The following is a 14,054-nucleotide window of genomic DNA, read 5'->3' on the forward strand; positions in this document are numbered from 1 at the left end:
AACCTTTGATCGAGAGTGTGTCCTTGCGCACGCTACGCGGAGAGGAACAAAGCTGTCAATGCCCGCTCGTCACCCATAAGCACTGCACGCGAGAATTTGTGCCGCGCTACTTGGATCCATGCGCTACCCAACCCGTGCCGCTGCGGCCGCGGGGGTTGACGAACCCTCATCGCCCCGCGATGACATGGCGAGCCTGTAGTTCGATCGCAACCCTTCCCGTGAGCCTGTTGACGAGTGACAGCCACCACAGCTACGGTCAGTTCGTTCCTGTTTAGGAACCATTGTTCGTATATAGGATCACCGAAGGGAAGTCCGCAGATGAAAGTAGGGTTCATCGGCCTCGGCGGCATGGGGTCGGGCATGGCCCACAACCTCCTCGACGCCGGATACGACCTCGTCGTGCACGACATCAAGAGGGAAAGCGGGCAACCGTTCGAGCAGGCAGGCGCAAGCTGGGCCGACAGTGTCGCCGAGCTCGGTCGGCAGGTCGACGTAGTTTTCACCTCACTGCCCGGCCCGGTGGAGATGCAAGAGGTCGGCCTCGGCAAGGACGGCCTGCTGAGCACGCTGCGGACCGGAAGCGCCTGGTTCGACCTGACGACGAATTCCCCCGCCGTCGTCCGGGAGGTGCACGCAACCTGCGCCGACCACGGCGTCGAACTGTTCGATGCGCCGGTCAGCGGTGGACCCAAGGGTGCACGGACGGGAAAGCTCGCCATCTACGTCGGCGGCAGTCAGACGGCATTCGACCAGCACAAGCAGGTGCTCGATGCCATCGGTGACCAGATCCTCTATGTCGGCGAGATCGGTGCGGGCAACACGGCCAAGCTCGTGCACAACTGCGCGAGCATCACGATCCGCCGTGCCATCGCCGAGGTGTTCACGATGGGCGTCAAGGCCGGAGTCGAGCCGGCGGCCCTCTGGCACGCAGTGCGACAGGGGGCCATCGGACGCGCGCGAACGTTCGACCGCATCGGCGATCGGTACCTTCAATCCGCCTACGACCCGCCGTCATTCGCGTTGGCCCTCGCCAACAAGGACCTTCGCCTGGCCCTCGAACTGGCCGACCAGCTCGGTGTGCCCATGGCGTGCGCGGAAGTGGCGCAGGCCGACTTCGCCGAGGCGCTCGACCGTGGATGGGGCCATCGCGACTCCCAGTCGCCGATGCATCTGCAAAACGAACGAGCGAACGTGACGATCAAGCTCTCCGCAGAAGAAGTACAGGAAGTCCTCGATCGCGGCTGACCAGCCGCCCGTTCACAACATCAGGAGAAGCAGTGGAAGCCAACGAGACCGGACGTCGCATCATGAGCGAACTCATGGGTGCGGACTACGTCGAGAAGAAGGACCAGACCCGCAACGACTTCAATGACGTCATCCACGACTACTCCATCGAAGTCTGCTTCGGCCGGATCTGGGCCCGCGAGGGAATCGACCGCAAGCAACGGAGCATCGTCAACATTGCCATGCTGACCGCGCTCAATCGCCCGGCTCAGCTCGCCCACCACGTCGAAGGCGCGCTCACCAACGGCTGCACGGTCACCGAGATCCAGGAAGTGCTGCTGCAGGCGGCCGTCTATTGCGGACTTCCGGCGGCGGGTGAAGCGTTCCGCATCGCAGAGAACGTGCTGCGCGAACACGGCCACCTCGACTGACGTAGCGTCACCGAGCCCTCGGGCCGCCCCTCCCGTCCATCCGCCACAACTTCTCTACGACACTTCCGGCGCTGGGTCATGTGACTCGTCGGCAGCAAGGAGATCTAATGACCCACTCGCAGGAGAAGGTCCACTCACCAAGCCCCACCCCCGCGTCCTCCACGGGTAAGGCCAATCCGCCGGGCATGAAGAAGGTCGCCGCGGCGAGCTTCATCGGAACCGTGATCGAGTTCTACGACTACAACATCTACGGTGTCGCCGCGGCGCTCGTATTCCCGACCGTGTTCTTCCCCGCACTGGGTGCGGTGGCGGGCACGGTGGCATCCTTCGCCACCCTCGGCGTGGCCTTCGTGGCACGACCGTTCGGGAGCATCCTGTTCGGTCACTTCGGTGACCGACTGGGCCGGAAGAAGACTCTGATCGTCACGATGTTGCTGATGGGCGTGGCGACTCTGCTCGTCGGGCTGATGCCGACCGCGGGTCAGATCGGTGTCGCCGCACCGATTCTCATCGTCGTGCTGCGGATCCTGCAGGGTCTCGCGGCGGGTGGCGAATGGGGCGGGGCGGTGCTCTTCGTCTCGGAGCACGCCCCCAAGTCGAAGCGTGGGTTCTGGGCGATGTTCCCGTCACTGGGCGGCGGCGGGGCGATCATCCTGGCCAACGCCACGTTCTTCGGGACCGCCGTCGGAATGAGCGATGAGACGTTCCTCGCGTGGGGTTGGCGAGTCCCGTTCCTGGCCAGCATCCTTCTGATCGTGGTCGGGCTGTGGGTTCGACTGAGTATCGACGAGACACCGGTGTTCGCGAAGCAGATCAAGCAGCACGGGGCGGCACGTACACCCTTCCTGGATGCGTTCAAGAGCCAGCCGAAGCAGGTCCTGCTGGCAACCGGCACTGCAGCGATGACGCTGTCGTTGACCTACATCGGTGGTACCTACTTGATCAGCTATGGCACCAAGATTCTCGAACTGCCGCGTCCGTTCGTCCTGAGCATCGCGGTCGTCGGTGGCTTCGCGATCTCCGTCGCGGTCATCCTCGGCGCCGTCCTGTCCGATCGAATCGGTCGGCGCCGCATGATCATGACGGCTGCGTGTCTCGCGATCGTCTGGACCCTGATGCTGTTCCCGATCCTCGAGACACGGTCGTTGTTCGCATTTGCACTCGGCGTTCCGGTGACGATGTTCATCTCGGGTCTGGCGACCGGTCCCCTCGGCGCCTTCCTCTCCGAGCTGTTCCACACCCGCTACCGTTACACCGCGACCGGCCTGAGCTACAGTCTGGCCGGCATGCTCGGTGGGGCGATTCCCCCGCTCATCGCGACGCCCATCATCGCTGCCTGGGGCGGATTCGCCTTCGGTCTCGTCATGGCCGGCCTGGCGGTGGTGAGTTTGATCTGCGTCCTGGTCATCGGCGAAACGAAGCAACTGGATCTCGACCGCGAAGACGGCGTCCCCGTTTCGTGACGAATCCGTAGACAGCAGACTGCCTTCGGTCCTTCATCGGGACCGGGGGCAGTCCGCGTCGATGGCCATGAGCACGCTACGAAGGGAGCTGACGATGAACTCCGACTCCGCGCACAGAAGCAAGACGGGTGGGCGGCGCCGCCTGATCCTCTTACGGCACGGGGAAAGCGCGTGGAACGCCGCTGATCGGTTCGCCGGGTGGGTCGACGTTCCGCTGACCGACGCGGGACGGGCCGAGGCCCACCGATCCGGTGAGCTGATCCGTCAGGCCGGCCTGCTCCCCGATGTCGTGCACACGTCGCTACTGCGGCGTGCTGTCGCGACGGCCGACCTGGTGCTCGACGCTGCCGAACGTCACTGGATTCCCGTCCATCGCAGTTGGCGGCTCAATGAGCGGCACTACGGAGACCTCCAAGGGCGAACCCGGGAAGATGTCCGCGCTCAGTTCGGCGAGGCCCGCTTCATGCTGTGGCGACGCTCCTACAACGTTGCACCACCCGCGATTCGACCGGGTAGCGCCTTCTCACAGGACGGCGATCCCCGCTACCGCGCGTTGGGCGTCGACGTCCCGTCGGCGGAGTCACTGCACGACGTGCAGAACCGGCTACTTCCCTACTGGGAGAGGGCGATCGCCCCCGACCTGGTGGGTGGCCGAACAACACTGGTCGTCTCCCACGGTAACGCCCTGCGTGCGCTCATCATGCACCTCGACCGCCTGACTGCCGACGACATCGGCGCAGTGAACATCCCGACCGGAATCCCGATTCGATACGACTTGGACGACACTCTGCGCCCGGTCGTCCCCGGAGGCGTCGTCATGGAACCCACCCACGCGGGTTAAACGAGGTCACGCGCCTCGAACAGGAGCTCCACCACGGCCTTGGGGTCGGTGACCATCGCGTTGTGAGAGGTCTGCAGTACCCGGTAGTGGAAGCGAGGATCGGTCGCACTGCGTTCTCGGGCTCTCTCGAGCAGATGGGGTTCGAGTGACGAGGGGACGCACTCGACGAACATCCCGGGATGACGCCAGAGCCGGTCGGTGGCGCCGATCCGATCCTGATAGGTCTTCAGGGGTTGCGCGGTCATTCGACTGTTCGCCCACGCGACGTCGTCCGGGTCCGTCACGCCGTACCGACTCGCGTCGGCCGGGGGGATGTACCACGAGTCTCCGTGCTCGTCGGCGAGAGCGGTCATCGCCGCGGCCCGCGATTCACCGTTCAGGTCGAAGACCGACTCCCCGTCGCGGGGCACGAGTGCGTCGAGCAGGACGACGGTCTTCACACGGTCGGAGATGACCTCCATCGCACCGGTGACCACCATGCCGCCGTAGCTGTGACCGACGAGCACAGCGTCTCGGATGTCTTCGTAGGTGAAGGTCGCGACAAGATCCTGGATGTGGGTGTCGAGGCCGATCTGCGGGCTCAGAAGATGGGATCGATCGCCGAGCCCGGTCAGCGTCGGTGTGTGGACCTCATGTCCGTCCTGGCGGAGAAGCGCGGCGACATGCCGCCAACACCACCCGCCGTGGCGACCGCCGTGCAGCAGCACGAAGGGTGTCGATCCTGGTGAAGAGGCCGCATCCATCGCAGCTTCCCTTTCTCGAGTCACTACTGCAGAAGTGTGATGTGCGCACAGCGGTGCCATGCCGCACGAGCTCTGGGAGTCAGCGCTCAGCGCGGGGACCCGATCCGCTGCTGCCATCCGTCGACGTGGTCGAGCAGCAGTTTCCTCAGTTCCTGCTCGCGTGGCAGCATGTCGGCGCTCGCACCGACCAGGGTCACTTCGGCAACAGGTTTCCCGGCCTTGTTCCGAACCACCGTGGCCAGCGCGAACCGAGTACCGCCGTGGAGAGTGTTCCGAGCGACGCGGGTGCGCTTGATCTCGTCGTATTCGCTGAGGAAGGTGTCGACGAGCGCCGCTTCGTCGCTCCCGCACCGACGAAGGTAGGAGTCCATCTGGCTCGCTGGCTGGTCGGCCAGCAGTGCCTTGCCGCCGGCGGTCTCGAGCAGCCGCCGGCGGATGTTCTTGCGGGCGCCGAACCCGGCGAGGAGATCCGCACCGATTTCGGAGACGTAGATGAGGTTGTCGCCGGCTTGAACGCCGAGGAACACGGTTACGCCGGTCGCCTCGTGCAGCGCCTGGAGGTCGGCGTCGGTGACCGATCCGGCACGGAGGTGTCCACTTGCCAGCGTCAGCCCGTGCAGGGCCGGACCGATGTAGAACCGGTTGTTGTCCTGGTGGAGCCATCCGGCAGCGACCAGCCCGCGAATGAACCCGTGTACCGAGCTCTTCGGAGCGTCCAACGCTCGGGACAGCTCGGCGAAGGTCATCCCCGGGTTGTAGACAACCTCTTCGAGGATGCGTGTGACACGGTCGATCGTCCGGTGGTTCTGGGGACCTCGGTCCACGCGGTCGCTCGAAGAATCGCTCACGGTCACAATTTAACCCCATCCATTCGTGGTATCCGGCCGCTGCAGCCTTTCATCTCAGGCTCCGACGAATACCGGGGGACGCTTGGCGATCGAAGCCGCAATGCCCTCGTGCAGATCAGCGGTCGCCAGCAGCATCGTCTGCGCGGTGGCTTCCTCGTCCAAGGCCGCCGTTACCTGCGCGGCGAGGGAGCGTCGCATCGTGGACCTGATGGCAACCAGCGACAGCGGTGAGGACTCAACGATCTCGGTTGCCCACTCGATCGCGGTCTCACGGGGATCAACGGCGGTGACCCGATCACACAATCCGATCGCCAGAGCCTCGTCCGCACCGACGTTGCGGCCGGTGTACAGCAGGTCCAGTGCCTTCTGCTGGCCGACGACCGCGGGAAGGGTGACAGACAGCCCGAAGCCGTGATGAAAGCCGAGTCTCGCGAAGTTCGCGGTCAGCCTGGCGTCCTTGCCCGCAACGCGGAAGTCCGCGGCCAACGCGAGGCCGAGCCCACCGCCGACCGCCGCGCCCTGGACTGCCGCGACGATGGGCTTTCGGGTGGTGAACAGCGACGCCGCTGCGCGGTAGACCCGGCGAAGGATGTGTTGGTCCACTCCCCGGAGATCGGCGCCCGCACAGAAGTTCCGTCCCTGTGAGCAGAGGACGATCGCACGAACATCGGCGACGGAGTCGAAGTGCACGAGTGCCTCACCGATGTCGCACAGACTGGCCTCGTCGAAGAAGTTGTGGGGTCCTCGCTGTACTTCGACGATGCCTACCCGTCCCTGGGTGTGGGCTGCGACCACGCCGGTCATCGGACCTCCTCGAGGAGCTGTCGTGCGGCGGCAACGACCGCCTTCTTGTCGATCTTGCCTGCGTGGTTGACCGGGAAGGGCTCGCGGTGCGGGACCCAGCGGCTCGGGATCGCGAAGGATGCGATCCGGCCGCGCAGCTGTCCTGCCAGGGTGTCCGGATCCAGGTCACGGGTGAGAACGACCGCCGCCATGACCTCCTCACCCAGATCCGGGTGGGGCATACCGAACACGACGGCGTCGGCCACGTCCGGCAGGGCCGTCAGAGCCGCTTCGACCGCTGCGGGGGCGATGTTCTCACCGCCACGGATGATCATCTCCTTCGACCGTCCGGTGATGAACAGGTATCCGTCGTCGTCCAGACGTCCCAGGTCGCCGGTGTGCAGCCAGCCGCCGGAGTCGATCGGCGCTTCCTTTTCCCCCAGGTACCCGAGCATCTGGGTCGGGCTCCGCAGGAGGATTTCCCCGTCCGTGAACTCGGTAGCCGGGGCGATCGTGATTTCGACGCACGGCAGAGCCCGTCCTGTGGTTCCGGGGCGCTCGACGGTGTCGGCTCCCGAGGCCGCGACGCCTTGTCCGCCGTTCTCGGTCAGCCCGTAGCCGGTGGCGATTCGCGGCTCCACACCGGAGAGCCCGGTGCGGATGCGTTCGACGAACTCCGGGGTCATCGGAGCGCCACCGACAGTCAACGACCTCAGCGTGGTCAGGTTGCGGGTCCGAACATCCGGGTGCTCGAGAACACGGGAGACCATGGTCGGCACCGCGCTCCACCGCTGGACGCGCCACTGCTCGATCAATCGCATTGCCTCGGCGGGATCGAACCGGCCTGCCGGCATCACCAGCGTGTCCCCGACGCAGATCGCCCGCAGGAGGGTCTGCACTCCGCCGACATGGAACATGGGTCCGGTGTGCAGGGCGGGCTGGCCGGTCGATTCGTCGACCTGATGCGGCAACCGCCGGGTGATGTGCAGAAGCATCTGCAGGCCCGCGAGCAGCGACCGGTGGGAGAGGACGGCGGCCTTGGGGCGACCCGAGGTTCCCGACGTGAAGATGATCGTCGCCGGGGAGTTCTCGTCGATGTCGACGATGGACGGTGCCGGCTGTGTCTCCGCGTCGATCTCCGACTGGAAATCCCAGGGGAGCAACTGCCACCGGGACGGCACCCGGTCGACGACGCGTTCGTCGGCGATCACCAAAGCGGGGACGACCGTCTCCAGCGAGTCGGCGAGTTCGTTCTCGCTCCACCAGGCGTTGCCCAGAACCGCGACGCCTCCGGCGGCGACGGTCGCCCAGAAGTTCACGATCCATTCCGGGCTGTTCCAGCCGAGGATCACCACGCGGTCGCCAGTGGTGATGCCGCGTGCCCGCAGTTCCGCGGTGCGGTTCCGAACTGCCTGATGGAACTGGGCGAAGGTCATCACGCGTTCACCCTGGACGATGTGTGCACGGTCGTTCCAGCGATCCGCGAAAGGCAACAGCGATCCGAGGCTGCGTGGGCGTTCCGCGTACATGCGGAACGTCCGGCCGTCGACGGCGACCGGAACGATCGACGTTCCCCAGGCCGTGGTGGTGGGTTCGGGAGTCACTGGGCGTTCCCCTCGGCGTCGGTCGCGCGGTGCGGCAGGCGGATGACGGCGGAGCCGGGCATCACGGACTGATCGCGCTGGTTGGTTGCCCAGGTCTCGACGTGGACGACGTGGTGGCCGGCGTCGTCGATGAGCTTGTCGGTGATCCGGCCGCCGAGTCGGACGACATCGGACAGGTAGACGTGGGAGCGGTACTGACCGTGGATCGACTCGAGGAAGGCGTCGTCTCCCATCCAGTTCGTCAGTTGGTGGATCTGCCAGGAGGTGCGCTGGATTCCGACGTCGTAGGCGACCTGGGCGCCCTGCAGGCGGGCCGCGTAGTCGTTGTAGTGCACGGAGTAGACGGGCTCGAGCGCGCTGGTCGACGGGTCGCGGAAGGCCCACTTGGGGTGCTTCTTGTAGCGGCGCAGCGCGACACCGTGGGCGGCGATGCGCGGGATCGGTGCGGCACCTGCGGCGACGAACGCGATCTCGTCGGTCAGTCCGATCGGGCCCTTGGTGATCACGTCGAGGTCGTCACCGATCTGAACGTCGTCCCAGTAGCGCGGTTCGGCACCACGCGGCGCCTCGGCGAGGATGTCCGACTCGATCCGTTCGAGCTCGGCCTCGGTCCAGGGGTGTGGAAGTTCGACCTTGCGGGACTCACGCTTCGCTTGCATCTCGGTGCGCTCGAACCGCATCCGCGAGCAGATGAATGTTGCGGCGAGCTCGTCGTTCTGGTTGCGGTACTCCTGCCGCAGGTAGTCCTTGATCCGTCGGCCGGCGAAGTTACTTGCGTCGGTCGGGCCGTCGAACCCGTCGAAAACCACCTTCGCGGTGATCTTGTCGTCGACACGGATCGGTTCGTGGAAGTTGATGGTGGTTTCGCAGTGGAACCCGCCGAGGCCGGGCCATCCGACCTGGACCGAACCCAGGCAGGCGAAGATGAACGACGGCGGAGCGATGATTCCCTTGTGCGCTGTGGTCGACGCATACTCCTCGTCGGTCCACAGCGGGTTGTCGTCACCGATGCCTTCGCAGAAGCGCAGGATGGCCAATCGCGTTGCGTACTCGTTGTTCACCGCTGAGGCGGTGCGCAGTTCGGTGCCGATCAGTGCGCGCATGTTGTCGAGCATCTCGTCGGTGAACTTCGCCTGCGCGAGCTCGCGCCCGATCTGGGGGTCCTGTGTCTGGGTCATGGTTCTCCTTTGGATGTATGAGCCTGCGGTGAGTTGGCTGCAGCCTTTCCAGCTGGGTCAGCTCAGGGTTGAAACGACAGACTTCGTCTCGAGGTAGTTCTCCATCGCCTCGGGACCGCTCTCGCGACCCCATCCCGACTGGCGGTAGCCGCCGGCAGGCATGTGCACTCCGCCGGCGCGATGCACGTTGATGCCCACGCGCCCGGCACGCAGTCGCCGCGCGATCGAGTGGCCGACTGCGCCGTCGCGTGTCCACACGCTCGAGGCCAGCCCGAACGAGCTGTCGTTTGCGAGGGCGACGGCCTCGTCGACATCGGAGAACGGCATCACCCCGAGGACGGGCCCGAAGATTTCCTCGCGCATGACGGCCATGGTCTGGTCGACGTCGGCCAAGACGGTGGGCTCGAAGAAGTAGCCCTTGTCGCCGATCCGGTTGCCGCCGGACACGACGCGGGCGCCTGCCTCTCGGCCACCGTCGACGTACGCGGTGACGCGTTCGAGTTGCTTGCGGGAGATCAACGGACCGAGATCGACGTCCGGGTCCGCTCCGTAACCGATGCGCAGTCGACGGCCTTCTTCCGCGACACCTTCGACGACCTGATCGAAGACCGCTTCGTGAACGAACAGTCGGGTACCCGCGGCGCAGACCTGGCCGGTGTTCCAGAAGACCGCGCCTGCCACTCCGGGAATTGCGGCCGTGAGATCGGCGTCCGGCATGACTATGACCGGTGACTTGCCGCCGAGCTCGAGGGACAGTTTCTTGATGTTGCCGGCACCGGCATGGATGATCGAGCGTCCGACTTCGGTCGAGCCGGTGAATGCCACGGCATCGACGTCGTCGTGCTCGGCCAACGCGGCTCCGACGGTCGAGCCGGGGCCGGTGACGATGTTGACCACACCCGCAGGGACGCCGGCTGCGAAGAGGATTTGTCCCAGCCACAGAGCGGTGAGTGGGGTTTCGGCGGCGGGCTTGAGGACGCAGGTGCATCCGGCGGCGAGGGCGGGGGCAAGTTTCTTCGATGCCGAGATCAGCGGGGCGTTCCAGGGCACGATCATCGCCACCACGCCGACCGGTTCTCGAAGCGTGTAACCCTGGATGCGCCGTTCGGCGGGGCCGAGGTCGGCGGTGCGCCCGTGGGTCTTGTCTGCCCATCCTGCGTAGTACTGGAACTGCGCGGCCGCTTCGAGCACCATGGCGCGGGCTTGGGGAACCGGGATTCCCATGTCCTGGCTCTCGAGCGTGGCCAGTTCGTCGGCCGAGGCCTTGATCAGCTCGGCGGCCCGCCACAGGATTGCACCCCGCTGTTGCGCCGGCAGCTTCATCCACCGCTCTTCGTCGAAGGCGCGGCGGGCGGCCGCGACCGCAACCTCGGCATCCTTCTCCGAACCGAGCGCGACGTCCGCGATCTTCTCGCCCGTTCCCGGGTCGTAGGTCGGAAACGTCTGCCCCGAGATCGACGAGAGCCAACTCCCGTCGATGAGCATCGGTGCGGGCCCGTTATCTTCCTGCAGGGGAAAAGACCAGCTCTGCGGCTGTGTCGTCATGAACGTCTCTCCTTGTGAATGGACGGCCGGTTCTGAGTGCAGACCGGCTGGACGTGACGGTGTTCTCGTGTCGGCGGCACTCGCTGGCGCAAGGTCAACAAAATGCGATAGTTCGTATATTAGAACTCTTGGTTGTATTTGGGAACACTTCCAGGCAAAGAATTCCCTGAACCGGCCAGACGCCGGCGAAACGCGGAGGACTGAGCTTGCGGCTACCAGGCTTGATCGAGGATGCTGCGCAGCCCGTCGCGATCAGCAGGACGCGGGACCGCGGTGACGGCCCAGTCGTGCAGTGTGTGCTCGACAATGTCCGGCAGGTCGGCCTGCTCGATGCCGACATCGCGAAGTCGTAGCGGAATCCGCGCAGAGGTCAACACCTCTTCGATCGCGGTGACGGCATCGGCCGGTGAATCAGCTCCCCGCTCACCCAGCAGACGCGCGATCCGAGTCAGGGCCTCGTCGGTCACGCCGAGATTGAAACGCATCGTGTGCGGCAACAGAAGGGCTTCGACGACGCCGTTGCCCACCGTCGATCGGGGCCCCACCGCATGTGAAAGCGCTTGCGCCAAACCCGTTCCGGCGTGATCACTGCCCTGCCCAGCGAGGAGCGCGCCGAACATCAACTGAACGGCGGTCTCGGCGTCGGGCCGGTCGCCGACACGGCCCAGCCACGTCGTCAATACGGTCAGTGCGTGGCCGAGCAATGCTTCGGCCAGCGGGTTCCCGCCCGTCGACTGCATCCCGTCCACTGCCAACGCGAGGGCGTTGAGCGACGACGAACGTATCAGCGACGCCGGCGCGGTCAATGCCACCGCCGGATCGAACACAACCCCCGCCGCGCGCGCCTTCGGATCGAACAGCGCCAGCCTCTCCCCTGTCGCGGGATCCCTCACAGCGGCGCCGGCCTTGGCGTAAGCGGTCGTCGGCGTGGACGGTACGACCCACATCGGAACCTTCGGGGCAGACAGGCGCGGACTGATCATCCGGCCGTCGTCCGCGCGCCGGGTGCACAAGTCGCGGGCATCTCCCTTCTCACCCGCCAGAATCACCGCTGCCCGCGCGGTGACGACCGCGGAGCCGCCGCCCAGCGCCACGACTGCAGTCGCCCCGGAGTCGATCAGCACATCGCGTGCCTTCTCCACAGACGGCAACGGGCTGTGTTCGCGCACCTCGCTGAAGCGCGCCACCAACCGTTCTCCGATGGCCGATTCCACGCGACGAAGCGCCTCGTCGTGAGCAAGCATCGATGCGCCACAGACCAGCATCACGCGCTGGGGGCTGGGACGATCGAGTTCTTTCGACAGCAGGTCGAGGGCGTTCTCACCCGAGTAGGTGCGAAACGCCGGGGTCGTGTGCCGCACGGCCAACACGGTCATGGGGAGCCTTCCGGGGTCGGTGAGTTCTAGACGTCTTCTCCGTCCCGAGCTTAGCGGCGTTGTTCTTATATAGGAACCCTAGGTCGTATATACAGCCATATGACGGCTGTCGGCAGTGCAGAAAGGAAGGAGCTACCCCGAGCGTGGTCGAGAATCGACTCTTTTCACCCCGACCTTCGGACCCATGTTGCGCGAGAGCGCGACCCCGACAACCAGCACGAACGCCGTTGCGGCAATGAACCAACCCATTCGATGCAGTCCGGCATCGTCGATTTCGTGACCGGCAGTCACCTGAAGCACCACCACCGAGAGATTGGCTCCGATGAACGCCATTGTGCGGAACATGCCGATAGCAGTGCCGACTTCCTCGACCGAGGTCACCGAATTGACCAGGCTCTGATTGCCGATGTTGTTGAATCCGTTGGGAATGCCGAGCACCGCGGCGACAAGCAGCAACACCAGCAAGGGTGCCGTCGAACGCTCGACGGACGCAATCAGCACTCCCCCGATCATCAGAGCGATCGTGCCGACGAGAAGGGTCGCCCGTGCCCCCGCCCTCCGGTAGACACGAGACCCGACGATCGTGGAGAAGACGCTGACCCCCGCGACCGGCAGCATCGTCAGGCCGGCTTCGATCGCACTCATCCCCCTCACATACTGCAGCCACTGGGGGATGCCGAAGAACACGCAGTAGAAGCAGGTATAGGTGACCAGTGTCCGGCCAAGCGTGTTACTGAGCGCACGGTTGCGTACCAGTGCACGAACATCGAAAAAGGGTTCGGGTGCCCGCCACTCCCACCAGACGAACAGGGCGAGTCCGCTTCCGGCCACAGGCAGTAGCCACCACGAGGGACTGTCGCGAAGCGAGACGAGTAGCAACATCAGCGAGGTGATCGCGACGAGGAACATCCCGATTCCGACAACATCGAGCGCACGGAGCGCTTCGCGTACCGACGCCGGGTGTCCGCCGGCGAACCCCACATCCGCATGCATGACAGCGATAGCACTGAGCAACACGACGGGAAGGTTCACCCACAGAATGGACTGCCATCCGAAGGTACCCACGAGCAAGCCGCCGATCGTGGGCCCGAGGGCAGCGACGGACTGGCCGCACACCACCAGCGTGGTGAGCGCGGTGCGCGACTGCCGCCCGTAACGCTGCGCATAGCTACGGATCATTGTCATCGCGTTGGGCATGTGCGCCGAAATACCGCAGCCAAGAAGAACGTACGCGACAATCAGCCATCCCACATCGGGGGCCAGCATTCCGACGATCGAGCCGGCAGCGGCCAGAACCAGGCCACCGACGAATACGCGTCGCGCTCCGAAGAGTGCGCCCATGCGGCCTGCCGTGGGCGCACCCACCGCCGTGGTGATGTACATCGCCGAAATGACCCAGGACACTCCCGAGGTCGACCCGAATTGCGCAGCGATGCCGACGATGGCAACGGCGATCATCGACGAGTTCAGCGGCTGCAGAACACTACCGGTCGCGAGCGCTCCACTCACACGGAACGGGATCGGCCGGCCTTCTGAGGCAGGCGGGATCCGATTGCCGACAGCCGTCACGACTGCGCCTCCGGCGGCCGGGCCGAGCCGGGCGCCTCCGCGAGACGGGCCAACAGGCCGCCCGCAAGGAACAGCAACTCCCGCTCGACATCGGTGCAACGTTCCTCGATCGCGGCCGCGAGCCACTCCCTACGCCTGGCCCGATCCGCCGTAAGGGTACCGACACCCACTTCGGTAATCGAAATAAGCTGCGAACGAGCGTCTTTAGGATCGACGGAACGAGTGACCATCCCCCTGCTCTCCAAGGAGCAGACCGTGCGAGCGATGGTCTGCGGAGCCACCTGCTCGAGGTCGGCGAGAGCGCGTGCACTCAACGGCCCCGACCGATCCAGATGAGACAGGGCCTGCATCTGCGTCGGCGACATCAGATGTCCTGAGCTCTTACTCCGGATCCTACGGCTGAATGCGACGACGTTCTCCCTCAACCGATCGACACGTTCATCCATCAG

General features: G+C 65.3%; 13 protein-coding genes. 4 read left to right on the forward strand and 9 right to left on the reverse strand.

The genetic code is table 11. From position 1 onward, the window contains the following. Positions 1–318 precede the first annotated feature (318 nt). From AZG88_RS36870 to AZG88_RS36885, 4 genes are all read left to right on the forward strand, one after another. Positions 319–1,245 carry an NAD(P)-dependent oxidoreductase gene (locus AZG88_RS36870; protein WP_005250224.1) on the forward strand — a complete coding sequence of 309 codons (927 nt, stop codon included), beginning with the start codon at positions 319–321 and terminating at the stop codon, positions 1,243–1,245. A gap of 32 nt (positions 1,246–1,277) precedes the next feature. Then, complete coding sequence (locus AZG88_RS36875) at positions 1,278–1,655, forward strand: carboxymuconolactone decarboxylase family protein (protein ID WP_005250222.1); 378 nt, start codon at positions 1,278–1,280, stop codon at positions 1,653–1,655. Positions 1,656–1,762: 107 nt separating this feature from the next. Further along, positions 1,763–3,118, forward strand: coding sequence for an MFS transporter (locus AZG88_RS36880; protein ID WP_005250220.1), 1,356 nt, complete (start codon positions 1,763–1,765; stop codon positions 3,116–3,118). A gap of 94 nt (positions 3,119–3,212) precedes the next feature. Then, a complete protein-coding gene (locus tag AZG88_RS36885) occupies positions 3,213–3,959 on the forward strand; it encodes a 2,3-bisphosphoglycerate-dependent phosphoglycerate mutase (RefSeq protein WP_061040559.1) in 747 nt (248 codons plus the stop codon). On the opposite strand, the gene AZG88_RS36890 is transcribed toward AZG88_RS36885, so the two are convergent. From AZG88_RS36890 to AZG88_RS36930, 9 genes are all read right to left on the reverse strand, one after another. Beyond that, a complete protein-coding gene (locus AZG88_RS36890) occupies positions 3,956–4,702 on the reverse strand; it encodes an alpha/beta hydrolase (RefSeq protein ID WP_005250217.1) in 747 nt (248 codons plus the stop codon). The two genes, AZG88_RS36885 and AZG88_RS36890, sit on opposite strands and share 4 nt — an antisense overlap. 86 nt (positions 4,703–4,788) lie before the next feature. After that, entirely contained in the window at positions 4,789–5,550 is a 762-nt protein-coding gene (locus AZG88_RS36895; protein ID WP_197436017.1) for an IclR family transcriptional regulator, read from the reverse strand. 54 nt (positions 5,551–5,604) lie between these two features. Then, entirely contained in the window at positions 5,605–6,354 is a 750-nt protein-coding gene (locus tag AZG88_RS36900) for an enoyl-CoA hydratase/isomerase family protein (RefSeq protein ID WP_061040560.1), read from the reverse strand. After that, complete coding sequence (locus AZG88_RS36905; protein WP_082764340.1) at positions 6,351–7,937, reverse strand: class I adenylate-forming enzyme family protein; 1,587 nt, start codon at positions 7,935–7,937, stop codon at positions 6,351–6,353. Before AZG88_RS36905 ends, AZG88_RS36900 begins: the two co-directional genes overlap by 4 nt. Continuing rightward, positions 7,934–9,115: an FAS1-like dehydratase domain-containing protein gene (locus AZG88_RS36910; protein ID WP_005250210.1), complete on the reverse strand. Its 1,182-nt coding sequence runs from the start codon at positions 9,113–9,115 to the stop codon at positions 7,934–7,936. Before AZG88_RS36910 ends, AZG88_RS36905 begins: the two co-directional genes overlap by 4 nt. A gap of 57 nt (positions 9,116–9,172) precedes the next feature. Next, positions 9,173–10,660 (reverse strand): aldehyde dehydrogenase family protein, encoded by a 1,488-nt coding sequence (locus AZG88_RS36915; RefSeq protein ID WP_061040561.1) that lies wholly within the window; start codon positions 10,658–10,660, stop codon positions 9,173–9,175. Between the two features lie 212 nt (positions 10,661–10,872). After that, positions 10,873–12,036: an iron-containing alcohol dehydrogenase family protein gene (locus tag AZG88_RS36920; protein ID WP_005250208.1), complete on the reverse strand. Its 1,164-nt coding sequence runs from the start codon at positions 12,034–12,036 to the stop codon at positions 10,873–10,875. A gap of 132 nt (positions 12,037–12,168) precedes the next feature. Then, positions 12,169–13,605 carry an MFS transporter gene (locus AZG88_RS36925; protein ID WP_061040562.1) on the reverse strand — a complete coding sequence of 479 codons (1,437 nt, stop codon included), beginning with the start codon at positions 13,603–13,605 and terminating at the stop codon, positions 12,169–12,171. Further along, a complete protein-coding gene (locus AZG88_RS36930; protein ID WP_231914325.1) occupies positions 13,602–13,970 on the reverse strand; it encodes a MarR family winged helix-turn-helix transcriptional regulator in 369 nt (122 codons plus the stop codon). The genes AZG88_RS36925 and AZG88_RS36930 overlap by 4 nt, the downstream gene beginning before the upstream one ends. Between the last annotated feature and the right edge of the window lie 84 nt (positions 13,971–14,054).

Source organism: Rhodococcus sp. LB1 (assembly GCF_001583455.1).
Classification (GTDB): domain Bacteria; phylum Actinomycetota; class Actinomycetes; order Mycobacteriales; family Mycobacteriaceae; genus Rhodococcus_F; species Rhodococcus_F opacus.

What these genes read in the sequence shown, in the direction of transcription:
- AZG88_RS36920 (WP_005250208.1), bottom strand. Translation starts at nt 12,036, where the DNA reads ATGACCGTGTTGGCCGTGCGGCACACGACCCCGGCGTTTCGCACCTAC.
- AZG88_RS36900 (WP_061040560.1), bottom strand. Translation starts at nt 6,354, where the DNA reads ATGACCGGCGTGGTCGCAGCCCACACCCAGGGACGGGTAGGCATCGTC.
- AZG88_RS36870 (WP_005250224.1), top strand. Translation starts at nt 319, where the DNA reads ATGAAAGTAGGGTTCATCGGCCTCGGCGGCATGGGGTCGGGCATGGCC.
- AZG88_RS36885 (WP_061040559.1), top strand. Translation starts at nt 3,213, where the DNA reads ATGAACTCCGACTCCGCGCACAGAAGCAAGACGGGTGGGCGGCGCCGC.
- AZG88_RS36880 (WP_005250220.1), top strand. Translation starts at nt 1,763, where the DNA reads ATGACCCACTCGCAGGAGAAGGTCCACTCACCAAGCCCCACCCCCGCG.
- AZG88_RS36930 (WP_231914325.1), bottom strand. Translation starts at nt 13,970, where the DNA reads ATGTCGCCGACGCAGATGCAGGCCCTGTCTCATCTGGATCGGTCGGGG.
- AZG88_RS36890 (WP_005250217.1), bottom strand. Translation starts at nt 4,702, where the DNA reads ATGGATGCGGCCTCTTCACCAGGATCGACACCCTTCGTGCTGCTGCAC.
- AZG88_RS36915 (WP_061040561.1), bottom strand. Translation starts at nt 10,660, where the DNA reads ATGACGACACAGCCGCAGAGCTGGTCTTTTCCCCTGCAGGAAGATAAC.
- AZG88_RS36910 (WP_005250210.1), bottom strand. Translation starts at nt 9,115, where the DNA reads ATGACCCAGACACAGGACCCCCAGATCGGGCGCGAGCTCGCGCAGGCG.